This is a genomic window from Type-C symbiont of Plautia stali (assembly GCF_059730935.1).
In genome coordinates, this window is the sequence record NZ_AP035923.1 from 1043471 (window position 1) to 1067007 (window position 23537).

General features: G+C 56.4%; 20 protein-coding genes and 1 pseudogene. 5 read left to right on the forward strand and 16 right to left on the reverse strand.

What is annotated here, in order from left to right; genetic code table 11:
• Positions 1-421: 421 nt before the first annotated feature.
• The 8 genes from proX to AC6I7J_RS04740 form a co-directional block, all read right to left on the reverse strand.
• Positions 422-1417 carry a glycine betaine/L-proline ABC transporter substrate-binding protein ProX gene (gene proX / locus AC6I7J_RS04705; protein WP_498006914.1) on the reverse strand — a complete coding sequence of 332 codons (996 nt, stop codon included), beginning with the start codon at positions 1415-1417 and terminating at the stop codon, positions 422-424.
• A gap of 63 nt (positions 1418-1480) precedes the next feature.
• Entirely contained in the window at positions 1481-2668 is a 1188-nt protein-coding gene (gene proW, locus AC6I7J_RS04710) for a glycine betaine/L-proline ABC transporter permease ProW (RefSeq protein ID WP_104188773.1), read from the reverse strand.
• Positions 2665-3861, reverse strand: a complete 1197-nt coding sequence (gene proV / locus AC6I7J_RS04715) for a glycine betaine/L-proline ABC transporter ATP-binding protein ProV (RefSeq protein WP_021506469.1) — start codon at positions 3859-3861, stop codon at positions 2665-2667. Before proV ends, proW begins: the two co-directional genes overlap by 4 nt.
• Before the next feature lie 605 nt (positions 3862-4466).
• Positions 4467-5426 carry a class 1b ribonucleoside-diphosphate reductase subunit beta gene (gene nrdF / locus AC6I7J_RS04720; RefSeq protein WP_498006915.1) on the reverse strand — a complete coding sequence of 320 codons (960 nt, stop codon included), beginning with the start codon at positions 5424-5426 and terminating at the stop codon, positions 4467-4469.
• Between the two features lie 8 nt (positions 5427-5434).
• The gene (gene nrdE, locus AC6I7J_RS04725; protein WP_498006916.1) at positions 5435-7573 is read right to left on the reverse strand and encodes a class 1b ribonucleoside-diphosphate reductase subunit alpha; all 2139 of its coding nucleotides are present in this window, start codon (positions 7571-7573) and stop codon (positions 5435-5437) included.
• Positions 7552-7956 carry a class Ib ribonucleoside-diphosphate reductase assembly flavoprotein NrdI gene (gene nrdI, locus AC6I7J_RS04730; protein ID WP_021506472.1) on the reverse strand — a complete coding sequence of 135 codons (405 nt, stop codon included), beginning with the start codon at positions 7954-7956 and terminating at the stop codon, positions 7552-7554. The genes nrdE and nrdI overlap by 22 nt, the downstream gene beginning before the upstream one ends.
• Before the next feature lie 4 nt (positions 7957-7960).
• Positions 7961-8203, reverse strand: coding sequence for a glutaredoxin-like protein NrdH (nrdH, locus tag AC6I7J_RS04735; protein ID WP_021506473.1), 243 nt, complete (start codon positions 8201-8203; stop codon positions 7961-7963).
• 344 nt (positions 8204-8547) lie between these two features.
• Complete coding sequence (locus AC6I7J_RS04740; RefSeq protein ID WP_021506474.1) at positions 8548-8865, reverse strand: DUF883 family protein; 318 nt, start codon at positions 8863-8865, stop codon at positions 8548-8550.
• Positions 8866-9014: 149 nt separating this feature from the next.
• Here AC6I7J_RS04740 and AC6I7J_RS04745 point away from each other — a divergent pair, with 149 nt between their 5' ends.
• From AC6I7J_RS04745 to AC6I7J_RS04760, 4 genes are all read left to right on the forward strand, one after another.
• Positions 9015-9353, forward strand: a complete 339-nt coding sequence (locus tag AC6I7J_RS04745) for a DUF2002 family protein (protein WP_021506475.1) — start codon at positions 9015-9017, stop codon at positions 9351-9353.
• Between the two features lie 133 nt (positions 9354-9486).
• Entirely contained in the window at positions 9487-10902 is a 1416-nt protein-coding gene (gene mmuP / locus AC6I7J_RS04750; RefSeq protein WP_132464654.1) for an S-methylmethionine permease, read from the forward strand.
• On the forward strand, positions 10892-11824 hold the full coding sequence (gene mmuM / locus AC6I7J_RS04755) for a homocysteine S-methyltransferase (RefSeq protein ID WP_498007211.1): 933 nt from the start codon (positions 10892-10894) through the stop codon (positions 11822-11824). The genes mmuP and mmuM overlap by 11 nt, the downstream gene beginning before the upstream one ends.
• 99 nt (positions 11825-11923) lie before the next feature.
• Complete coding sequence (locus tag AC6I7J_RS04760) at positions 11924-12346, forward strand: hypothetical protein (protein ID WP_058758247.1); 423 nt, start codon at positions 11924-11926, stop codon at positions 12344-12346.
• A gap of 273 nt (positions 12347-12619) precedes the next feature.
• On the opposite strand, the gene AC6I7J_RS04765 is transcribed toward AC6I7J_RS04760, so the two are convergent.
• The 8 genes and pseudogenes from AC6I7J_RS04765 to AC6I7J_RS04800 form a co-directional block, all read right to left on the reverse strand.
• Entirely contained in the window at positions 12620-13480 is an 861-nt protein-coding gene (locus tag AC6I7J_RS04765; RefSeq protein WP_262257350.1) for an FRG domain-containing protein, read from the reverse strand.
• 4 nt (positions 13481-13484) lie between these two features.
• Positions 13485-14354: a helix-turn-helix domain-containing protein gene (locus AC6I7J_RS04770; protein WP_262257351.1), complete on the reverse strand. Its 870-nt coding sequence runs from the start codon at positions 14352-14354 to the stop codon at positions 13485-13487.
• An 80-nt stretch (positions 14355-14434) separates the two neighbouring features.
• Positions 14435-14980 carry a spermidine N1-acetyltransferase gene (speG, locus tag AC6I7J_RS04775; RefSeq protein ID WP_021506478.1) on the reverse strand — a complete coding sequence of 182 codons (546 nt, stop codon included), beginning with the start codon at positions 14978-14980 and terminating at the stop codon, positions 14435-14437.
• An 89-nt stretch (positions 14981-15069) separates the two neighbouring features.
• Positions 15070-15735 carry an ABC transporter ATP-binding protein gene (locus tag AC6I7J_RS04780; RefSeq protein ID WP_021506479.1) on the reverse strand — a complete coding sequence of 222 codons (666 nt, stop codon included), beginning with the start codon at positions 15733-15735 and terminating at the stop codon, positions 15070-15072.
• Positions 15728-16561 carry an ABC transporter ATP-binding protein gene (locus AC6I7J_RS04785; RefSeq protein ID WP_127834467.1) on the reverse strand — a complete coding sequence of 278 codons (834 nt, stop codon included), beginning with the start codon at positions 16559-16561 and terminating at the stop codon, positions 15728-15730. The genes AC6I7J_RS04780 and AC6I7J_RS04785 overlap by 8 nt, the downstream gene beginning before the upstream one ends.
• On the reverse strand, positions 16551-17408 hold the full coding sequence (locus tag AC6I7J_RS04790) for an ABC transporter permease (RefSeq protein ID WP_031279350.1): 858 nt from the start codon (positions 17406-17408) through the stop codon (positions 16551-16553). Before AC6I7J_RS04790 ends, AC6I7J_RS04785 begins: the two co-directional genes overlap by 11 nt.
• Positions 17405-18457, reverse strand: a complete 1053-nt coding sequence (locus AC6I7J_RS04795; protein WP_021506482.1) for an ABC transporter permease — start codon at positions 18455-18457, stop codon at positions 17405-17407. Before AC6I7J_RS04795 ends, AC6I7J_RS04790 begins: the two co-directional genes overlap by 4 nt.
• Positions 18457-20026, reverse strand: a pseudogene (locus tag AC6I7J_RS04800) (ABC transporter substrate-binding protein). Before AC6I7J_RS04800 ends, AC6I7J_RS04795 begins: the two are co-directional and overlap by 1 nt.
• A 751-nt stretch (positions 20027-20777) precedes the next feature.
• Between AC6I7J_RS04800 and mgtA the strand changes: the two are divergent.
• Positions 20778-23501: a magnesium-translocating P-type ATPase gene (mgtA, locus tag AC6I7J_RS04805; RefSeq protein WP_498006917.1), complete on the forward strand. Its 2724-nt coding sequence runs from the start codon at positions 20778-20780 to the stop codon at positions 23499-23501.
• Positions 23502-23537: the final 36 nt, after the last annotated feature.

Below are 23537 nucleotides of genomic sequence, written 5' to 3' on the forward strand. Positions count from 1 at the left end.
CTCACCACTTTGCATTGATCTTTACGTTTTCTAAACACTTTTCCCGGCTGGCTTTGCCGGAGTAAATCAATGGGTTAATCGACAAGGCACCGGTTAGTCCGGGTAACGCGCCAGCACCAGCGGCGTGATGAATTCCGTTCGTCGTCTGCCGTATAACCGGCCTGTGGCAGGGTGAATGCCACCGATAACGCAGACTCATCCTGGCGCAACGGACCTGATGCGGGCGGCGGAAAGGAGACATAGCTGGTGGGAAAAGCGGGTAAATAATCATATGTGGGTAATAATAACCCAAAAAATTATTTCAATGTTGTGTTAATTAACAGGACGTACCAGTGCGCTATAGCGCACGCTTCGCTTACTGACGGGGCGGGAGGGCGGAAAATGGCGGCACCACGTGGCTGAGACGAGGTGCCGCGTGGGCTTATTTCGCCGCCGCCATGGCGTCGCTGACCCATTTCTCAAATTCCGCCTGATGAGCTTTGATCCAGCCGTCAACGTGGCCGTTGATGTCCGCTTCTGAGGCGTGACCGGCATGCATCGCGGCGTTCTCGGCATTGATGTCGCCAATCGGCAGCTTCATTTCAGCAAACAGTTTTGCCGCCGCCGGATTTTTCTCCGCCCAGGCTTTGTTGGCCACGATATGCATGGTGTTCACCGGGAAGCCATAGTTGGCGCCGTTGGCCAGTCTGGTATCCACTTTGCTCTGCGCGCCTGGCAGTGAGGAGAACGGCACCTGCAGCCACACCACATCTTTACCCGGCTTCAATACGTCGCTCACCCAGTATGGCGTCCAGGTGTAATAGAGAATCGGTTTACCCTGTTTGAAGCGCGTAATGGTGTCGGCAATCATCGCCGAGTAGTTACCCTGGTTGTGCACCACGGTATCGCTCAGTTTGTAGGCCTCAATCTGATGGTTAATCACCGCCTCACAGCCCCAGCCAGGCGTACAGCCGGTCAGGTCTGCTTTGCCATCGCCATTGGTATCAAACAGTTTGGCCAGCTTCGGATCCTTCAGCTGCTCGATGTTGGTGATGTGATACTGATCGGCGGTTTTCTTGTCGATCAGGTAACCCTGCGCGGCACCGCTGACGTAGGTGCCCTGGCGATAAAATTTATTATCACCGCCGGCGGCTTTGTACATGTCGTCATGCAGCGGTTGCCAGTTGGTGGCGATAAACGTGGCATCACCGCCGGCAATGGTGGTGTAAGCCACGTTGTAATCCACTTCACTCGGCTTCTCAACGGTGTAACCGAGCTTCTCCAGCGCGCGGCTCACCAGCAGCGTCTGGAAGGTCTCTTCGGAAATGGTACTCTGAGCCGGTTTAACGGTAATGCCTTTGCCCGGAAGGTCGGCGGCGGACACGTGCGTCGCGGCAACCGTGGTCAGGACGGCGGCGAATAGAGCTGTCTTGCGCATAGTCATTCCTTATTTTACGTGTGACGTCGGAGACGGGCGACCGCAGCGGGCCACCCAAAGAAATCAGGCTTTTTTACTGAATGGACGCAGCAACAAACCCAGCGGCCCGCTGCTGTACCAGTGGCGGCTGCCACGGCTGCGGCTGTCGCGACCTACCGACTGCGTCAGGCGGTCGAGAATGATGGCGAGGATCACGATACCGACGCCGCCCACGCTGGCAAGGCCCATATCGAGGCGACCAATACCGCGCAGCACCATCTGGCCCAGACCGCCAACGGCAATCATCGAGGCGATGACCACCATCGACAGCGCCAGCATCAGCGTCTGATTGACGCCAGCCATAATGGTCGGCATCGCCAGCGGCAGCTGGACCTTGAACAGCATCTGGCGCGGGCTGGCACCGAAAGATTCACTGGCTTCGATCAGGTCAGCCGGCACCTGCTTAATACCGAGTATGGTGAGACGCACCACCGGCGGCAGGGCAAAGATAATCGTCACCACCACGCCCGGCACGTTGCCGATACCAAACAGCATGACGATGGGCACCAGATAGACGAACGCCGGCGTGGTTTGCATCGCATCCAGCAGGGGCCGCACGATGCGCGCCGCGCGCTCACTGCGCGCCAGCCAGATGCCAAGCGGCAGGCCAATCAGTACGCAGAACAGCAGGGCGGTGAGCACCAGCGCCAGCGTCACCATCGCCTGGGACCAGGCACCGATCATGCCAATCAGCACCAGCGATATCAGCGTGGCGAGGCCCATCGCCGGGCTGGCAATCTGCCAGGCAATCAGCGCAAACACGACGATCGCCACTGGCGCAGGCAGACCCATCAGCAGTTGCTGGAAGGCGCTGAGGATATAATCCACCGGCACGCGAATGCCCTGAAACAGCGGGCGGAAGTGGGTAACTACCCAGTCGATGCCTTCGGTGACCCAGCGATCCAGCGGAATCAGCGTGGTGTGGAACGGATCCAGCAGGCTGAAGTGCTCCGGCGCCGCGGCCGGTGCGCTGCTCAGCCAGTCGCTGCTGCTGGCGGCGCTGCTGACGGCATCGTGCCCACCACTGCTGGCGGCATCCGATGTACTGCCCGCGGCGTTGCCCCAGGCATCGGCGGCGCTGGCGCTGCTGTCAGCCGGTGTGCTACTGCCTGTCGCGGACCACGGATCGCTGCTGGCGGCGGCGTTGCTGGTGGCGGGTGGTGCGCTGGTCTGGCTGGCGCTTTCCCATGGATTGGCGTTTTGTGCACTCATGGCTGGGCTCCTTCACGATCTAAAGCGCGTAACAGCGTGCTTTTGGAAATGATACCGACGTACTGCTGATCTTCGCCGATCACCGGCACCGCACAGGGCGCCTGCGCGACATGAGAGAGCAAATCGTTAAGCGAGGTATCGGCAGGAACCGCCAGCGGTGCGTCGAGCAGCGCGTTATCCAGCCCTTCACCGGCGGCGAGTGCCGCTTTCAGCGAGTCAGTGGAGACGACGCCGATGAATTTCTGTTTCTCCAGCACGTAGCCATATTCGCGGTCTTCATCCTGCAGCAGTTTGATCGCCGAACGCGGACCGAAACCGGCGGCCTTACGAATCAGCGCGCCGGCGCTGCGGCGGGCGATATCTTTGGCGCTGAAGACGTGACTGATATCCACGCCGCGGAAGAAGGTGCGCACATAATCGTTGGCCGGATTATTGAGGATTTCATCCGGCGTGCCGACCTGCACCACTTCGCCGCCCTGCATGATGGCGATGCGGTCGCCAATACGCATGGCTTCATCCAGATCGTGGGAAATAAACACGATGGTGCGCTGATGTTTCGCCTGTAGTTTTACCAGTTCATCCTGCATTTCCGTGCGAATTAATGGATCAAGTGCGGAAAAGGCTTCGTCCATTAGCAATATATCCGGATTAATCGCCAGTGCGCGGGCTAATCCAACACGCTGACGCATTCCGCCGGAGAGTTCATCAGGCCAGGCGTGAGCATAATTTTCCAGCCCGACCTGACGCAGCGCGTCGAGCGCTTTTTCCTGCCGCTCCTGCAGCGCCACGCCAGCTAATTCCATGCCAAAGGCCGTATTATTTAGCACCGTCATGTGCGGCATCAGTGCGAATGACTGGAATACCATGCTGATTTTATTTCTGCGCACATCACGCAATTCTGCGTCGGATATTTTGGCAATATCGACGCCATCAATAATCACTTGGCCACGTGTCGGCTCGATCAGACGATTGAGAAGGCGAACCATAGTGGACTTGCCGGAGCCGGACAGCCCCATGATGACAAAGATCTCGCCTTCTTCAATGGCCAGACTGGCATTTTTGACGCCGAGTGAGAGGCCGGTTTTCGCCAGAATACTCTCTTTACTCTCGCCTTTTTCAATCAGCTTAAATGCCTTTTCGGGATGATCGCCAAATACCTTATATAAATTCTTTACTTCGAGTTTAATTGCCATGCAGTAATGAAATTCCTGGTTAAATGTCTGACTATTTCTTGTTGTACCCTGCGTAAATTTAAGCGCCTATACCGTAGCATAGTGAGATTATCTGACAACCCTTGACGGAAATATCTGGCGTGACACGTATGGCGCGATAGTGGCTAATTCCAGTGCCTGCAAGGGATGAGACGGGGTAAGTTTTTTCTGAATTTTTTGTGAAATTAAACCGGTTCCGGCCAGAATTATTGCCGGAAGGCGGATAAATCACGCTTAGTCAGGCGAAATATTCCGGCGATGAATGGCGCTAAATAGGTAAAATAATCACGCGCGGAATTAACCTTATTTCAGGGGGATGGCGGGAATGCAGGAGAGGAAAATGAATGACCAGAACGTGGTGGGATCGGCATGAAATTAACCTGGTCGGCATAAATGCCGACCCTGTGGATGTATCATCAACCTAACCGCTGGGGCGCGTTCCGGTCGGCATCAATGCCGACCCTACAGATGCATCAACCTAACCGCCGGGGGCATTTCAGGCGACATGATTAACCCAACCGTAGGGTGCGCATTGATGCGCACCGCTTACGGTGCAATGCGCACCCTTTACCGCGCAACGCACGCGACTAAAAATTCCAGTCCTCGTCCTCGGTTTCAACCGCTTTACCCATCACATAGGATGAACCGGAACCCGAAAAGAAATCGTGGTTTTCATCGGCGTTGGGCGACAGCGCCGACAGAATCGCCGGATTCACCGCCGTCAACTCCGCCGGGAACAGCGCTTCGTAACCCAGGTTCATCAGCGCCTTGTTGGCATTGTAATGCAGGAAGGTTTTCACCTCTTCAGCCCAGCCCACGTCGGCATACAGCGCTTCGGTGTACACCACCTCGTTTTCATACAGCGCCAGCAGTAAATCGATGGCGAACTGCTGCAGCTCAGCGCGGCGCGCGTCGTCAACGGTTTCCAGCGCTTTCTGGTACTTATAGCCGATGTAATAACCGTGCACCGCTTCATCACGGATAATCAGCCGAATCAGATCGGCGGTGTTGGTCAGCTTGCCGCGGCTTGACCAGTACATCGGCAGCCAGAAGCCGGAGTAAAACAGGAACGACTCCAGAAAGACGCTGGCGATTTTCTTCTTCAGCGGATCGCTGGCGCGATAGTGCTCCAGCACGATCTTTGCCTTGTTCTGCAGGGCGGCATTCTCTTCACTCCAGCGGTAGGCGGCATCCACGTCGGCGGTGTTACACAGCGTGGAGAAGATCGAACTGTAAGAGCGCGCATGTACCGCTTCCATAAAGCTGATGTTCGACAGCACCGCCTCTTCGTGCGGCGTCAGCGCATCTTCCATCAGTCCCGGTGCGCCAATGACGTTCTGAATGGTGTCGAGCAGCGTCAGACCGGTAAACACCCGAATCGTCAGCTGCTGCTGCTGCGGGTCGAGCAACTGCCATGCCGGCAGATCGTTGGACAGCGGCACCTTCTCCGGCAGCCAGAAGTTGCTGGTAAGACGGTTCCACACTTCGAGATCTTTCTCGTCCTGGATGCGGTTCCAGTTAATCGCCTGAATCTGTTTAAGTTGCATAGTCATCATCACAGTGCACAGGAAACGCAGCCCTGTACCTCCGTGCCTTGTAGCGCCATCTGACGCAGTCGAATGTAATAGAGGGTTTTGATGCCTTTCTTCCAGGCGTAGATCTGCGCTTTGTTGATATCGCGCGTCGTGACGTCATCGCGGAAAAACAGCGTCAGCGACAGGCCCTGGTCGACGTGCCGGGTGGCTTCGGCGTAAGTATCAATAATCGCTTCGGGACCAATCTGGTAGGCATCCTGATACAGCTCAAGATTGTCGTTGGTCATAAACGGAGCCGGGTAATACACGCGGCCGGTTTTGCCCTCTTTACGGATCTCAATGCGCGACACAATCGGGTGGATGCTCGACGTGGCGTGGTTGATGTAAGAGATGGAACCGGTCGGCGGAATCGCTTGCAGGTTCTGGTTATACAAACCGTGCTGCATCACCGACGCACGCAGCGCCTGCCAGTCCGCCTGGTCGGGCAGGGCGATGCCGGCATCGGCAAAAATCTGCGCCACCCGGGCAGTACGCGGCTGCCAGCTGTGTTGGGTATATTTGTCGAAATAGGCGCCGCTGGCGTACTGCGACTGCGCAAAGCCGTCAAAGCTCGCGCCGCGCTCCTGCGCCAGCAGGTTAGAGGTGCGCAGGGCGTGATACGTCACGCAGTAGAAATAGAGGTTGGTGAAATCCAGCGCCTCTGGCGAACCGTAAGCCATGCCTTCACGCGCCAGATAGCCGTGCAGGTTCATCTGCCCGAGACCGATAGCGTGCGAACGGCGATTGCCTTCCGCCACCGACGGCACGGAGGTGATGTCACTCATCTCGGAGACCGCCGTCAGCGCGCGCACCGCCACTTCCACGGTTTGCGCCAGATTACGCGAGTCCATGGCGTGGGCGATATTCAGGGAGCCGAGGTTACAGGAGATATCTTTGCCGACGCGGCGATAGCTCAGGTCGTCGTGATACTCGCTGGCGCTGTTAACCTGGAGGATCTCCGAGCACAGGTTACTCATGTTGATGCGACCGGCAATCGGGTTGCTGCGGTTCACGCTGTCCTCATACATGATGTATGGATAGCCGGACTCAAACTGAATTTCCGCCAGCGTCTGGAAGAAGTCGCGCGGCTTGATGAAGGTTTTACGGATGCGATCGTCGGCCAGCATCGCCTCGTAGTACTCGCTGATGCTGATATCAGCAAACGCCTTGCCATAAATACGCTCAACATCGTAAGGCGAAAACAGCGCCATATCGCGGTTCTCTTTGGCCAGCTGGAAGGTGATATCCGGAATCACCACGCCGAGCGACAGCGTTTTGATACGGATCTTCTCGTCAGCGTTTTCACGTTTGGTATCGAGGAAGCGCAGGATATCCGGATGGTGCGCATTCAGCCACACCGCGCCCGCGCCCTGACGCGCACCAAGCTGATTGGCGTAGGAGAACGCATCTTCCAGCATCTTCATCACCGGAATTACGCCGGACGACTGATTTTCAATGCGCTTGATCGGCGCGCCGGATTCACGCAGGTTGGAGAGCAGAAACGCCACGCCGCCACCGCGCTTCGACAGCTGCAACGCCGAATTCACCGCGCGGCCAATCGACTCCATATTGTCTTCAATGCGCAGCAGAAAACAGGAGATCAGCTCGCCGCGCTGCTGTTTACCGCAGTTGAGGAAGGTCGGCGTAGCCGGCTGGAAGCGACCGCTCAGCATCTCGGCCAGCAGTTCCCGCGCCAGCGTTTCATTACCGCGCGCCAGCGTCAGCGCCACCATGCAGGCGCGCTGCTCAAAGGTTTCCAGATAGCGTTTGCCGTCGAAGGTTTTCAGCGTATAGCTGGTATAAAACTTCCACGCACCGAGGAAGGTGTGAAAACGGAAGCCCCAGGCGTCAGCCTCTTCATGCAGCTGGCACAGGAAGGCGAAATCGTACTGGTTCAGCACCCCGGCTTCATAATAGCCTTCGGCCACCAGATAGCGCAGACGCTCGCCGTGCGAGTCGAATGGCACGCTGTTCGGCTGGACGTGCTGCAGGAAGAACTGGCGTGTGGCTTCATGATCTTTGCTGAACTGGATGCGGCCATCCGCGTCATACAGGTTCAGCATCGCGTTGAGCGCGTGGTAGTCCAGCTGTGTGCTGTTCAGGGTGTCTGTCGTTGCCAAAATTGGGTCACTCCCGCTTTAACATGGGCAATATCGTCGGCGGTTCCCATCAGCTCAAAGCGGTAGAGATAGGGAACCTGACATTTCTGCGCAATGATGTCGCCCGCCAGGCAGAAGCCCGCGCCAAAGTTGCGATTGCCCGCAGCAATCACACCGCGGATACCGCGCCGGTTGGCGTCATCATTGAGGAACTGAATCACCTGTTTCGGCACTGCTCCACGCGCGCTGCCGCCGCCGTAGCTCGGCACCACTAAAATATAGGGCTGGTCGATGTGCAGGCGCTGCGTGGCGTCGAGCGGAATACGCCGCGCAGGCAGGCCGAGACGGGTGATAAACCGGTGCGTGTTTTCCGACTGGCTGGAAAAATAGACCAGTGGAAACATCGCTTTATCCCCCGACGGCAGCGAGCTGGCGCAGGCCGGCGATTTTGTCGGGACGGAAGCCGCTCCAGTGGTCGTTGTGCGTCATCACCACGGGCACCTGGCGATAGCCAAGCGATTTGAGCTGATCGATGGCTTCCGGCTGGCTATCGAGGTTAATCAGCTGATAGTCGATGCCACTGCGATCCATGGCATTTTTGGTCGCGTCACACTGGACACACTGGCTCTTAGTGTAAATAATAATGCGCATGATTCGTATTTCCCTCTGGTTATGGTCAGGTTGCGAGATACGAAGCAAAAACCCTTTTGCTGCGAACGTCGTCCCTGCTGACATCTGGTAGCGAGTTGATGTGTTGAATACTAGATGTAGTGGTATTGGTGGTCAAGCCCACCAGATATAGGGTTTTGTGATTTAAGCAGTCGGATTAGGGCGAATGCCAGCGATGGTGCGCCCTGGCGCAGGGAAAAAATTTTTGTAAAGGGTTTTGCGGCAATTTTAACCGGCCTGACAGCAACCGGATCGGCGCGCTAATGCGGAGTGACGCGCAAAAAAAAGCCCCGCATACGCGAGGCTCCTGATGATTTCTTAGTGATTTAGCGGCGTGACATCAGCAGTGCGCCCAGCACCAGACCGACGGCGGCACCGACACCCACGCCGTACCACGGTTTGTCATGCACGTAAGCATCCACCTGATAACCCGCATCGCGCGCGGCCTGAGTCACGCGGTTGCCACTGCCGTTGAGTTTAGCGCGCGTCTGTTTCAGCAGGGCCTGCGCCTGGCTGCGTGCGCTATCCACTTCATCTTTGGCTTCGCTGCCGTAAGATTTCAGTAAGGCTTCCAGCGAATCGGCCAGTTCGTTTACATCCTGATTGATATCAATGTCATCGTTTTTGCTGGTTCGATTAAACATTTTTCGCTCCCTTTGACTTAAAACGTAATACTAAGTGTAGACGAAACGTGACTAAACGCAGCCGTGTGCCAGGCTTTAGGGAAATTCCGAATGTCCTGTGCTGTCGTGCTGATGTAAGGTTGCGGGGCTGTGAGAAGAGAGGAGCAAGCATGTATTTACGTCCGGATGAGGTAGCGCGCGTACTGGAAAAAGCAGGATTCGAAATGGACGTCCTGACACCCAAAACTTATGGTTATCGCCGTGGCGAAAACTATGTCTATGTGAATCGCGAAGCCCGCATGGGGCGCACAGCGTTGATCATTCATCCCACCCTGAAAGAAAAAAGTCAGCACTTCGCTGAACCCGCATCAGAGATGAAAACCTGCGACCACTACACGCAGTTCCCTCTCTACCTGATGGGGGATTCGCAGGAACACTACGGTATTCCCCACGGTTTTAGCTCGCGCATGGCGCTTGAGCGTTATCTGCAGGGCGTCTTCGGCGCCTGACTGGTGTGCCCCGTCGCGGCGGGGCCGCACACGCTTTCCCAATCCTTACCCTTTCCCACGTTGCAAATTGCCGCGCGGATGCGTATAACTCTGTGTCCATATAGAAGTTTAGACGTCCATATGGATATAAAGAATGCAAACTGAACCGACGCCTTCGCAGGCAAACTTCAAGCGCAGCATGAAGGTGCGGCATCTTGTGATGCTGTCGCTCGGCGGCGTGATTGGTACCGGGTTGTTTTTCAACACCGGCTACATCATCTCCACCACCGGCGCAGCGGGCACGCTGCTGGCCTATCTGATTGGTGCGCTGGTGGTATGGCTGGTGATGGTGTGTCTTGGCGAACTGGCGGTAGCGATGCCGGAAACCGGTGCGTTTCACGTCTACGCCGCGCGCTACCTCAGTCCGGCGACCGGTTACACCGTGGCCTGGCTCTACTGGCTCACCTGGACGGTGGCGCTCGGCTCCAGCCTGACCGCCGCCGGTTTCTGCATGCAGTACTGGTTCCCGACGGTGCCGGTGTGGCTGTGGTGCCTGGTGTTCTGTGTCGCCATTTATCTGCTGAATAGTGTCTCGACGCGCTTCTTTGCCGAAGGAGAGTTCTGGTTCTCCATCATTAAAGTGATCACCATCATTGCCTTTATCGTGCTGGGCGCGGCGGCGATGCTGGGGTTCATCCCGATGAAAGACGGCAGCGCGGCACCGGGATTACACAACCTGACGGCTTCCGGCTGGCTACCGCACGGTACGCTGCCGATTCTGATGACCATGGTGGCGGTGAATTTTGCCTTCTCCGGGACCGAGCTGATCGGCATTGCGGCGGGTGAAACCGAGCAGCCGCAGAAAGCGCTGCCGCTGGCGATTCGCACCACCGTGGCGCGCCTGATCATCTTCTTTATCGGCACGGTCTTTGTGCTGGCCGCGCTGATCCCTATGGATCAGGCGGGCATCGTTAAAAGTCCGTTCGTACTGGTGTTCGAAAAGATCGGCATCCCGTACGCGGCGGATATTTTCAACTTCGTGATCCTCACCGCGATCCTGTCAGCGGCAAACTCCGGACTGTACGCCTCAGGACGGATGCTGTGGTCGCTGGCCAATGAAAACACGCTGCCGCGCTGCTTTGCCCGGGTCAACCGGCGCGGCATTCCGCAGCTGGCCATCACCGTGAGTATGCTCGGCGGCCTGCTGGCGCTGTTTTCCAGCGTGATCGCCCCGGATACGGTGTTTGTGGCACTGTCAGCGATTTCCGGCTTTGCCGTGGTGGCGGTGTGGCTGAGCATTTGCGCCTCACACTACATGTTCCGTCGTCGCTATCTGCAGGCGGGCAATGCGCCGCAGCAGCTGGCGTACCGCGCCCCGTTCTATCCGCTGGTGCCGATCCTCGGATTTACCCTGTGTCTGCTGGCGTGTATCGGGCTGGCCTTTGACCCGTCACAGCGCATCGCGCTATGGTGCGGCATTCCTTTTGTACTGTTCTGCTACGCTGCTTATTATCTGACGCAAAAACGCCAACACGATTTCAACGTTAAGGAGACCGATGATGTCGCGTAACCCCATCGCTGCGGCCCTGACTCACACTGATACCCTGATTCTGGATGGCGCGCTGGCGACAGAGCTGGAGGCGCGCGGCTGTAATCTGGCCGATACGCTGTGGTCAGCCAAAGTGCTGATGGAAAATCCCGAGCTGATTTATCAGGTGCACTATGACTATTTCGCCGCCGGCGCTAACGTGGCGATCACCGCCAGCTATCAGGCGACGCCGCTGGGCTTCGCCGCCCGCGGACTGGATAGCGGCCAGGCCAGCGCGCTGATCCGCCAGAGCGTGGCGCTGGCCCAGCGGGCGCGCGACGATTATCGTGCTGCTTCTGGCAGCGAGGCACCGTTGCTGGTGGCCGGATCGGTCGGTCCTTATGGCGCTTATCTGGCCAACGGCGCGGAATATCGCGGCGACTACGCCTTGCCGGCTGCTGAAATGAAGGATTTCCACCGTCCGCGCGTGGCGGCGCTGCTTGAGGCGGGCGTGGATTTGCTGGCGTGTGAAACGCTGCCATCGTTTGGTGAAATTCAGGCGCTGATTAGCCTGCTGGCGGAGTTTCCGCACAGCAGCGCGTGGTTCTCCTTCACGCTGCGCGATGCGCAACACCTGAGTGACGGCACGCCGCTGAGCAAGGTGGCGGAAGTCATCAATGACGCGCCGCAGGTGGTCGCTGTCGGCCTCAACTGCGTGGCGCTGGAGAGCGTGACGCCGGCGCTGCAAACGCTACAGGCGCTGACGGACAAGCCGCTGCTGGTCTATCCTAACTCCGGCGAGCAGTATGATGCGGTCAGCAAAAGCTGGCACTCGGCGCCGTCTGGCTGCACGCTGCACGATAAGTTCCCCGAGTGGCAACAGGCGGGCGCACGGCTGATTGGCGGCTGCTGCCGCACCACGCCGCAGGATATCGCGGCGATTGCCGCCTGTTGTCAACCGTAATAAAGCGCAGAAAAGCGCCACTGATAGCGCGATTGAGGCGGGTGAAAAGGTCGAGAGGGCAGTTTAGACTGTCCTTTCTGATTCTGAAGCGGACCTGCTATGAACCTGCGACATCTTCTTCCCGCCTGCGCGCTGCTGCTGAGCGGCTGTGCCACCATTGTCGGCACCGAAACGCAACCGGTAAAAATTGACTCTGTGCCGCAGGGCGCGCGTTTCACCGTGCAGGATGAAACCGGCCGCGCGGTGGCGCAGGGCTATACGCCGCAGACGGTGGATCTGGCGAAATCCAATGGCACCTATTTCGGTAAGAAACATTATCAGGTGATGCTGGAGAGTCCGGGCTATGTACCGCTGACGCTGCCCATCGAAGCAAGTGCCAACCTGTGGTACGTGCTGGGTAATATTCCGCTGCTCGGTTTCCCCGGCTGGCTGGTGGTCGATCCGTTTTATGGCGGCATGTATGACCTGAAGCCAGCGCACCCGCAGCCGCATCTCAACGTGGTCGGCGCACGCGGCGGTTAACGCGCTGTCATGATGCCAGGTCGCCATGAATGGCGACCCTACAGACCTGAGCCACACTCACGTGGTGCGTTTCACCGTTTTTCGTAGGGTGCGCCTTCAGGCGCACCGTTTCATGACGGGCACTGACTTATTGCGCGGTAGGTTTCACCATCGCATTACCGGATTTATGCTGCGCCAGGTACTGCTGAATAATATAAAAATTCAAAGCCAACTATAAACTGACTTTTAACACCCGAATAACTTTCATACTGAGCCAATTTCTTAATTGATATATTAATTATGCTTCTTGAACTCACTGGTGAATTTTTGAGCTATATATTTAGCTGAGCTATCAGTTTGAGGGAAGACAGTGCTTTCGTTAATGTTAAGAAGGTCTAGTTCTTTTAATATTGAGTGTTTGTTTTTAATAGTGATCCTCTGAATGTGAATTTCATTAATTCCCTCTTCATCAAAAGATACTTGGTGGCCAAAAAGGAAAAATGCACCAGATTGGGATGTTATTCTTGTATTGTTTTTTATTCCTTTTATGCAAACAATCCCATTAATTGTACTGGGAGAGATCCTATTTTCAAAGTGAGCTTTTTCTTCTCTCACTAATCCAACTAACTTTTTGATAACTAACTGATCATTGAAGTTTTCAGTGTTTTTATTAAAGCTTATACTTCTTTTGTCTCTGATTGACAGTTTTGCAAGATTTGATAAACAACTAGCAGAATCGGAGTCATAATATTTTATTATTTCTTTTTTAACTTTAAAGATTATAACTTCTCCGTTATTATCTAGCTCAGTTTGATTTGTGTTTTTACATGAAAAGTAAAGGGCGATGAGAGGATTTGATGTGATATCAAGTAATCTTGTCGGAAGTGAAAAATGTTGCATCTTAATAAGCTTTTCAATCGTATGTTTAGAAGATGCAAATTCTTCAGGGTGGGAAATTATCATTTCTCTAAATAATATATCTTCTGTGGTTTCCCATTTATATTGACCATTTTCATTTTTTCTAAAGACCGAGGGCTCAAGTTTGTAATGCTTGTTAGCGTGACCTCTGAAAAAATAATCGTATTGTTCGTCATTTTCGTTATCCAGTATTATTCCTATAAAACCACGCAGTGTAGTTATCTCTTTATTTTTCATTTTATTATTTTTCCTGATCATTTAGTTGATTGTTATGATACAAAAACAAGGGGATCTCAATCATTTCTAGTTTCTCAAAATTAAAGTAGAGTTTATCACCCAAATAATTCTCGATTCTTATGAACGTCTGTTCATCTTCAAATTGTTCAACCAAGTCAAGAATGCAGTTTTCATTTATTATAATCTTGGTTTTCTTGCCATCAGTGTGATGAATTATGCTTTCATATATTAACTCTTTGTAATTATCGCTATTAAGGTTATATTCATTTATTATTGCCGAAATGACTTCTCGAGCTTTTTCAGAAGTATTGTCCAAAAACGAATCTGGATCATAATCGTTTAGATCAAAATGTTCATGTAGTAAGTTATATATTTCACCGCAACCAAGACCCTGATAATCATCCCAGTCTATTTCCCAATCGTCAGTACCATCAGAAGCATCGTCCAATGTACGTAGTAGTTTTATCGATTTTTTGCGGATTAATAGTAGCCGATTATTTAACGTCTCTAAAGATAACGATAGTGAATCACTGACGAGGGCATCTTCAATCTTTACTTTTTCGTAAGCTGAGATAGGATACCACTTTGTGTAGTTTGATTGGTTTAATATTATTCCTGCATGTCCCCAGAAACCATCCATTACGCCTTGTGTTATCCAATAATGAGCAGATGTAGTAACTATCCTTCCTGTATTGTTTTTTAGATGAAATACACTTGTTCCAAAAATCAAGGCCATATCCCGATAATATTTAAGCTCGGGTTCGGATTTATTATTTATCCAAGCGTTTACTTCTTTTTCATCAACACCAATCATTCTTGATAAGTCATTGACTGTGTAGTTAAAAGCCTGGCATAACTCCTTGAGTATTTCCATGTGTTTATTCCATAAATAATCTGAATACATTTTCAAAATTATCGGCAGGTTCAAATCTTAGCCTGCGACTTATATTAAACCTATTGCGCGGTAGGCTTCACCATCGCATTACCGGATTTATGCTGTGCCAGGTACTGCTGCTGGAAAATGCACATGCGGATGGTGTTGCGGTACTCGCCGTTGATGAAAAACTCGTGCTTCAGCACGCCTTCCACCTCAAAACCGAGCTTGGTGTAGATATGAATCGCCTTCTCGTTCTCCTGATCGACAATCAGATACAGCTTGTAGAGATTGAGCACCGAAAAGCCGTAATCCATCGCCAGCTTTGCCGCTCTGCTGGCTAAGCCCTTGCCCTGATGCGCCGGGTCGATGATGATCTGAAACTCCGCCCGGCGATGCACATGGTTAATCTCCACCAGCTCGACCAGCCCGGCTTTTTGCCCGTCGTGTTCCACCACAAAGCGCCGCTCGGTCTGATCGTGGATGTGCTTGTCATACAGGTCAGAAAGCTCCACAAACGCTTCGTACGGCTCTTCAAACCAGTAGCGCATCACGCTGGCATTGTTATCCAGCTGATGGACAAAGTGCAGATCTTCCCGCTCCAGCGGACGTAATTTTACCGTCATACGGTGTTCCTTTAGATGACTGAATGGCTGTTGGGCAGCGGCGCAATCTGCCTTCGGGATAAACCGCGCCGCGTTGCGCTCATGCCATGCTAACCAACAATCCGGCCCTGCGCCATGCGCGCGGCGCGATCGCACATATGATCGATCACGTCAGGATCGTGGCTGACCAGCACCATCGTCAGGCCATCATTCTGTTTGAGATCGTTAAGCAGGTTCAGGATCTCGGCCTGTACAGACATATCCAGCGCCGACGTCGGCTCATCCAGCAGCAGGATCTTAGGCTCCAGCAGCAGGGCGCGCACAATGGCCACGCGCTGACGCTGTCCGCCGGACAGCTGATGCGGATAGCGATCCGCCAGCGCCGGATCCAGCCCGACATGGCGAAAGCCCGCGTTGATGCGATCGTCGATGTTATCGCGTCGCAGCAGCTTAAGCGGTTCCGCCAGCGTGCGGCGCAGCCGGTGGCGCGGATGCAGCGAAGCGTAGGGATCCTGAAACACCATCTGCACATCACGCCGCAGCTGGCCGGTAAAGGGTTTGCCTGGCTGCACGGCGGTATTCGCCAGCGTCATCTGGCCGCGCCAGTGCGGATTCAGTCCGGCCATTACCCACAGCAGCGAGGATTTACCGCAGCCGGAAGGCCCCACCAGGCCGAAACACTCGCCGGCCGCCACCTGCAGGTTCACATCGTGCACCACGGTGCGCAGTTCATAACCCTGTTTGTGCGAGACGCTCAGGTTGGCTAATTCAATCATGCATCTTCTCCAGCGCCGCGCGATCCAGCACCGGCAGGCGTTCGCCGTGCGTGGCTTTCCCCGGACGGCAGGCCCACAGCGTGCGGGTATAAGGATGGCTGGCGTCCGACAGCTGCGCCGCCGGCAGGGTGTCCAGCAGGCGGCCTTTGTACATCACCATCACCCGCTGACAGTGCTCGGAGACCTGTTGCAGATCGTGACTGATCAGCAGCAGGCCCATATTGCGCTGCTCCACCAGGCGACGAATCAACGCCAGCACCTGATCGCGCATGGCGTGATCGAGCGCCGAGGTCGGCTCATCGGCAATCAGCAGATCGGGATCGGTAATCAGCGCGATCGCCAGCATCACGCGCTGGCCCATGCCGCCGGAGAGCTGATGCGGATAGCGCTTCATCAGCTGGCGCGGATCGGGCAGGCCCACCGCGTCCAGCATCTCGCACACTTTCTCTTTACGCTCGGCGCGGCTCAGCTTGCGGTGCAGCACCAGCGGCTCTTCAACCTGCCAGCCAATGGTGCGCGTCGGGTTGAGCGCGTATTTCGGATCCTGCATGACCATCGCCACTTTGCCGCCGCGCAGGCCGATCCAGTCGCGCTCGCGCAGGTGCAGGGCGTCTGCGCCCGCCACCTGCAGCCGGTCAGCCTGCGGCTGCAGCGCGGGCGACAACAGGCCCATCAGCGCACGCGCGGTCAGGGATTTGCCCGAGCCGGATTCACCGACCAGCGCCACGCGTTCGCGGCCAAGGGTAAAGCTGATGTTATCCACCAGCAGCGCGTCGTGGCTGCGAATCGTCAGCCCCTGCGCATCAATTAACAGATCATTTGGCATGGCGGGTATCCAGTCGGTCACGCAGGCCGTCGCCTGTCAGGTTAAACGCCAGGCTGGCGAACAGAATGGCTGCGCCGGGCGCTGCCGCCACCCACCATTGGTCGAAAATCACTTTACTGCCTTCTGCTACCATCGAGCCCCATTCGGCGGTTGGCGGCTGTACGCCCATGCCGAGGAAGCCCAGCCCGGCAGCAGAAAGAATAATCCCGCCGAGGCTCAGCGCGGCACGCACCACGGCGGTCGGCAGGCAGAGCGGCAGAATGTGGCCAAACATCAGGCGCAGGCCGGTAATACCCTGCATGCGCGCGGCGGCGAGGTAATCGCTGCGGCGCAATGCCAGGGTTTCCGCGCGTGCCTGCCGGGCAAACGGCGGCCAGCTGGTGAGCGCCAGCGCCAGCGCGCCGTTCATCAGGCCCGGGCCCAGCATCGCCACCAGCGCCAGCGCAATCACCAGGTTGGGCAGCGACAGAAAAATATCGGTGATGCGCATCAGCACGCGTTCGGTCCAGCCGCCGACGTAGCCGGCGGTGATGCCGACTAACAGGCCAACCGGGATAGTCAGCACCAGGATCAGCGACACCAGCAGCAGCGTCGGACGTGCGCCGTAAATCACGCGCGACAATAAATCGCGCCCGAAGCCGTCGGTGCCGAACCAGTGCAGCGCCGACGGCGCCAGCAGACGCTGTTCAATCACCTGCGCGTTAGGATCAAACGGCGCCAGCAGCGGCGCCAGCAGCGCCATGGCCACCAGCACGATCACCAGCGTCAGGCCGATGGTCAGCGAGGTGATACGCGCCCGGCGCCGGCGCGGACGCACGGTTTCCAGTTCATGAAGTTGTTGAGTCATCGGGTTCTCGGATCGGTTAACCAGGTGAGGGCGTCGGCCACGGCATTGAGCAGGATAAAGCAGCTGCCAATCAGCAACGTAGCGCCGAGAATCGCCGGAACATCCGCGGAAAACAGCGCGTTGGTCATGTAGCGACCGACGCCCGGCCAGGCGAATACGGTTTCCGTCAGCACGGAACCTTCCAGCAGCGTGGCGTAGGAGAGGGCGATCACGGTGATCAGCGTGCCCAGCACGTTGGGGAAAATATGACGCAGAAGAATGCGCGCCCGGCCAGCGCCTTTCGCGCGCGCCAGCACCACATACTCTTTGCTGCTCTCTTCCAGCAGCGCCGCGCGCAGCAGACGCGTAATGCCTGCCATCGCCAGCAGGCCGAGAATCACCACCGGCAGCCACAGATGGGCAATCGCGTTACGGAACATTTCCGCATCGCCGGAGAGCCAGCTATCAATCAGTACAAAGCCGGTCTTCGGTTCAAGGGTATAAATCCAGATATCATCCAGCTGGCCCGGACCGGCGGACCAGTGCAGCACGGCGTAGAACAGCAGCAGGCCCAGCAGGCCGAGCCAGAACACCGGCACCGAGTAGCCCAGCAGCGAGATAAAGCGCGCCACGTTATCAATGACGCTGCCCGGTTTCCACGCCGCCAGCAGTGCGAGTGTCACGCCGAACACCGCAGCGAAAATCATCGAACAGGTCGCCAGCTCAAGCGTGGCGGGGAAGGTGCGCATCAGGTCGGCGCTGACCGGCTGATTGGTGAGATGCGACAGGCCGAGATTGCCCTGCGCCAGATGGCTGATATAACGCCAGAACTGTACCAGTACCGGCTGATCCAGCCCAAGGTCGTGACGCACCTGAGCATAGGTGGCTTCGCTGGCGTGATCGCCGGCGATTTGCTGCACCGGGTCGACTGGCGACAGGTGCGACAACATGAAAGTAAACGCTAACAAACCCACCAGCGTCACCAGCAGCGACAGCAGGCTGGTGACGAGGCGGCTGAAGCGCTGCCAGAGTGGCCGGGCGAACCCGGCCGATGACGCTGACGCTGCCATTACTTCGAAACCTGCGCGTAATACACCATGTCCGGGTTGATCCCCTGCACATAGCCCTGCAGATTGTCGCGCAGCGCAATCAGGTTACGCGCCTGCAGGCCAATCACATACGGCGAGTTCTTCAGCACTTCACGCTGCATCGCCTGATAAAGCGCAACGCGCTTATTGCTGTCGGCTTCGGCCGTCGCCGCCAGCGTCTGTTTGCTCAGCTCCGGGATGTGCCAGTCTGAACGGTAAGCAATGGTTTTGCTGCCATCTTCCGGGTTGTAAGCGAAGGACGCGGCGTTGGTGTTCGGGTCGAAGTAATCCGCGCCCCAGGCGTTGAGCGTAGCTTCATACTGATGCGCCTTCACGCGGGTGGAGACTTCAGAGCTTAAGCCCGGCTGCACTTCCACCTTCACGCCGCCTTTGGCGAAGCTGCCCTGCAGTGCCTGCGCGATATCAAGGTACGGCGGCTGATTGCTGGTGGAGAGCTTAAAGCTGACGTTGGTCAGACCGGCCTTCTGCAGAATCGCTTTGGCTTTCTCCGGATCGTAGCTGTAAGGCGTGTCGTTCAGCGCACCGAGGAAACCCTTCGGCAGGAAGGTCTGGTGCACTTCAAACTGGCCCTTCAGCAGGTCATTGGCGATACCTTTATAGTCGAACAGGTAACGTGCCGCTTCCCACAGCGCCGGGTTCTTCAGTACCGGATTGGCACCGACGTTGAACTGAATGTAGTAGAGCGACGCCATCGGAATCGCTTCGGTCTTCACGCCGGCTTTGCCCTTCAGCGCAGCGATCTGGTCAGCACCGAGGTTACGCGCGATATCGACATCGCCCTGTTCCAGCAGCAGACGGCGCGCTGCCGGCTCCGGCACGTTTTTGATCAGAATGTTTTTCAGCTTCGGTGCACCGGCCGGTGAAATCGGGTTGGCGCTGAGCAGTATCGCTTCATGCAGCACCACTTTGCGAATCTGGAACGGGCCGCTGCCGGCCGAGTGGGTGCCGAGCCACGCGTGGCCGAAATCACCGTTTTTGGCGTTGGCCTGCGCGGTTTTTTTCATCAACGATCGAGGAGACCGGCGCGGACAGCAGGCTCAGCACGTAGGCCGGGCTGACGTTGGCGCTCCAGCTAATCTGTACGTGGTCTTCATCGACCTTTTTCAGGAAGCTGTCGACGTTGTCTTTATTCCAGCCGAGCTGGGTCAGAATAAAGGACGGATCGAGGTTGAGTTTCACCACGCGCCCCAGCGAGAAAATGACATCTTCCGGGCGCAGCGGGTTACCGCTGGCGAATTTCGCGTCTTTGCGCAGCGCAAACGTCAGGCTGCGGTTATCACTGCCCGGCTGCCATGACGTGGCCAGCGTTGGCTTAAGATCGGTCGGATTGGCCGGATCGGACTGCACCAGGCGCTGATAAATGTTAGTGAACGCTTGCACCGTGGTTAGTTCAAAGCCCTGGGCCGGATCAAAGCTGTCCGCATCATCCGTAGACTGCGCAATCACCAGCGTATCTTTCGGCGTGGCGGCCTGCGCGGAGAAGGCGGCTACCAGCGACAGCGCCAGCAGTGAGGGAATAATTTTTTTCATGTTGTTTCCTTGCCTTAAAAAAGTAACGCGAGTTTACGAGAGCGCTACAGTGAAGAATAGTCAATTTATGGCTATGCATATGCCGTAAGGTTCTAAGCGGTGCGCTTCAGTTATAAGCAAGAGGGCGTAACGCGACCGGATTAATCTGACGCACCTTATTCCCGCGCGCTTTATCAACCAAATCGCAACGAAAATTAAATCAACCTGAACCCCAGGATAATTAACTTTACTTCGCTTTTCGCCCTCCTATAATAGCCGCAACTTCACGCAGGAGAATTCAGTTGGACAGTCACCCTTATCGATGGCAATACAAGGCAAGCTGACGCGCGAATTCTTTTGTCGCTGCTTGCCAACATGGCGGGCAGCAATCCTCACCTGTTTCTGATGATTGTTCCCTGATAATGACACCACAGCGGGCTGAAGCCCGCGGGAATAGCATCATGCACATGATTTTAAACGCACTTTTTCCTCCGCCTCGATGCGCGCGCTGATCTTCAGCGTGCTGAGCTTCCCTGCGCGTTAAGCCGCTTCAGGCTGCTGCTGCGCGCAGCGTTATCCGTGGTTATTTTATTTCACTCGTTATTCAGCGAGCGACTTTCTTCGCCCATTATTTCCGGGAGGTAATATGGAAATTCCCGACAGGTTATTTTTAATTTAATCCGGTCACGCCGTGACAATTAATGTTTTCGACTTGTGCGCCTGGCGCGCAGGGATCGTTATTGCCGTAAAAAAATAAACGAGGAGTGTCATCATGACTGACATGAAACTCAACCAGGAAAAAAAAGCCTGGAACACCGTGCGTCCGGCACGTCAGAAAACCGCACGCTATCTGATTGAAGACGAAGCCGCTTTTACCGCCGACGAAACGCTGCTGCGCCTGCGCAGCGATGCGCTGGGGCTGGTCGAACGCGAAGCGGAAGCGCGGCTGCAGATTTATGGTCGCAATCAGGTGGAACATGATAAAGCGCCACCGGCGCTGGTGCAGCTGATTCAGGCTTTCAATAATCCGTTCATCTATGTGCTGCTGGCGCTGGCGCTGGTGAGCTATTTCACCGACTACTGGATGCCGCTGCGCCATGGCGAGGAGACCGATCTGACCGGTGTCATCATCATTGTGACGATGGTAACGCTCAGCGGTTTGCTGCGCTTCTGGCAGGAGTTCCGCACCAACAAAGCGGCACAGGCGCTGAAATCGATGGTGCGCACCACCGCCACCGTGTTGCGCCGGGAATCGGTACAGCAGGCGCCGCAGAAACAGGAAGTGGACATCACCAGCCTGGTGCCCGGCGACATCATTTATCTCTCAGCGGGCGATCTGGTACCGGCCGATGTGCGGCTGCTCGACTCACGCGATCTGTTTATCAGCCAGGCAATTCTGACCGGCGAATCGCTGCCGGTGGAGAAATATGACGTCACCGGCCACGTGGCCAGCAAGCAGGCCAGCGCCAGCGACAAAGATGCATCGCTGCTGGAACTGGGCAGCGTATGCCTGATGGGCACTAATGTCTCCAGTGGCAGCGCCAAAGCGGTGGTGGTGGCGACCGGCGGGGAAACTTACTTCGGCAGCCTGGCGAAATCGATTGTCGGTAACCGCACACAAACCGCTTTCGATCGCGGCGTGAACAGCGTCAGCTGGCTGCTGATTCGCTTCATGCTGGTAATGGTGCCGGTGGTGCTGCTGATTAACGGCCTGACCAAAGGCGACTGGCTGGATGCTTCGCTGTTCGCGCTGGCGGTGGCGGTGGGACTGACGCCGGAAATGCTGCCGATGATTGTCAGCTCGAATCTGGCCAAAGGGGCGATTGCCATGTCGCGCCGTAAGGTGATCGTCAAACGCCTGAACGCGATCCAGAACCTCGGCGCCATGGACATTCTGTGTACCGACAAAACCGGCACGCTGACGCAGGACAACATTATCCTCGAGCACCATCTCGATTGTGCCGGGGTAGAGAACTCGCGCGTCCTGATGCTGAGCTGGCTCAACAGCCATTACCAGAGCGGCACGCCTAACCTGATGGATCGCGCCATCCTGCGCTATGGCAAAGGACGCATCAGCGCGGACATGAGCGACTACTACAGTAAAGTGGATGAGCTGCCGTTTGATTTTGTGCGTCGGCGCGTTTCAGTGGTGGTGCGTGACCGCCGCCTCAACCAGCAGATGCTGATCTGTAAGGGCGCGGTCGAGGAGATGCTGAGCATTGCCAGCGCCGAACGCGAAGGCAAACTGATTCAGCCGCTCAATGAAACCCGTCGCGCGGAGCTGCTGGCGCTGGCGCATCAGTACAATCAGCAGGGCTTCCGCGTGCTGCTGGTGGCCAGCCGCGCGCTGGCGGAGCCGGGCCTGCAACAGGCGCTGAGCGTCGCGGATGAACAGGGGCTGACCATCGAAGGGCTGCTGACCTTCCTCGATCCGCCGAAGGGGAGTGCGGCGAAGGCGATTACCGCGCTGAACGAGAACGGCGTAACGGTCAAAGTGCTGACCGGCGATAATCCGGTAGTGACGGCGCGCATCTGCCAGCAGGTGGGCATCGACTGTGGCGAGATCCTCACCGGCGAGGCGATTGCCGCGATGAGCGATGAGCAGCTGGCGCAGGCCGCGGCGCGCAGCTCGGTGTTTGCAAAACTGACGCCGCTGCAGAAGTCACGCATTCTGCGTGCGCTGCAGCAGCAGGGCCACACGGTGGGTTTTCTCGGCGACGGCATCAATGATGCGCCGGCGCTGCGTGACGCCGATGTGGGGATCTCGGTCGACAGCGCGGCGGACATCGCCAAAGAGTCTTCTGACATCATCCTGCTGGAAAAGGATTTAATGGTGCTGGAAGAGGGCGTGATGAAGGGGCGCGAGACGTTCGGCAACATCATCAAGTACCTGAACATGACCGCCAGTTCGAACTTCGGCAATGTGTTCTCGGTGCTGGTGGCGAGCGCATTCATTCCGTTCCTGCCGATGCTGGCGATTCATCTGCTGATTCAGAACCTGATGTACGATCTGTCACAGCTGGCGCTGCCGTGGGACAAAATGGATCGCGAGTTCCTGCGCAAACCACGCAAATGGGACGCGCGCAACATCAAACGCTTTATGCTGTGGATTGGGCCAACGTCGTCAATTTTTGACATCACCACCTTTGCGCTAATGTGGTACGTGTTCGCGGCGAATACCCCAGCGATGCAGTCGCTGTTCCAGTCCGGCTGGTTTGTGGAAGGGCTGCTGTCGCAGACGCTGGTGGTGCACATGCTGCGCACGCGCAAGATTCCGTTTATCCAGAGCCGCGCGGCGCTGCCGGTGCTGCTGACCACCGCCTGCGTAATGATTGCCGGCATTCTGCTGCCGTTCTCGCCGCTCGGCGCGATGGTCGGCCTGGTGCCGCTGCCATGGAGCTATTTCCCGTGGCTGCTGGCCACGCTGCTCGGCTACTGCCTGGTGGCGCAGGGCATGAAAACGCTGTACATCAAGCGCTTTGGCCAGTGGTTCTGAGTGCAGGAGGCGTCATGAAACAACGCAACCTGGATA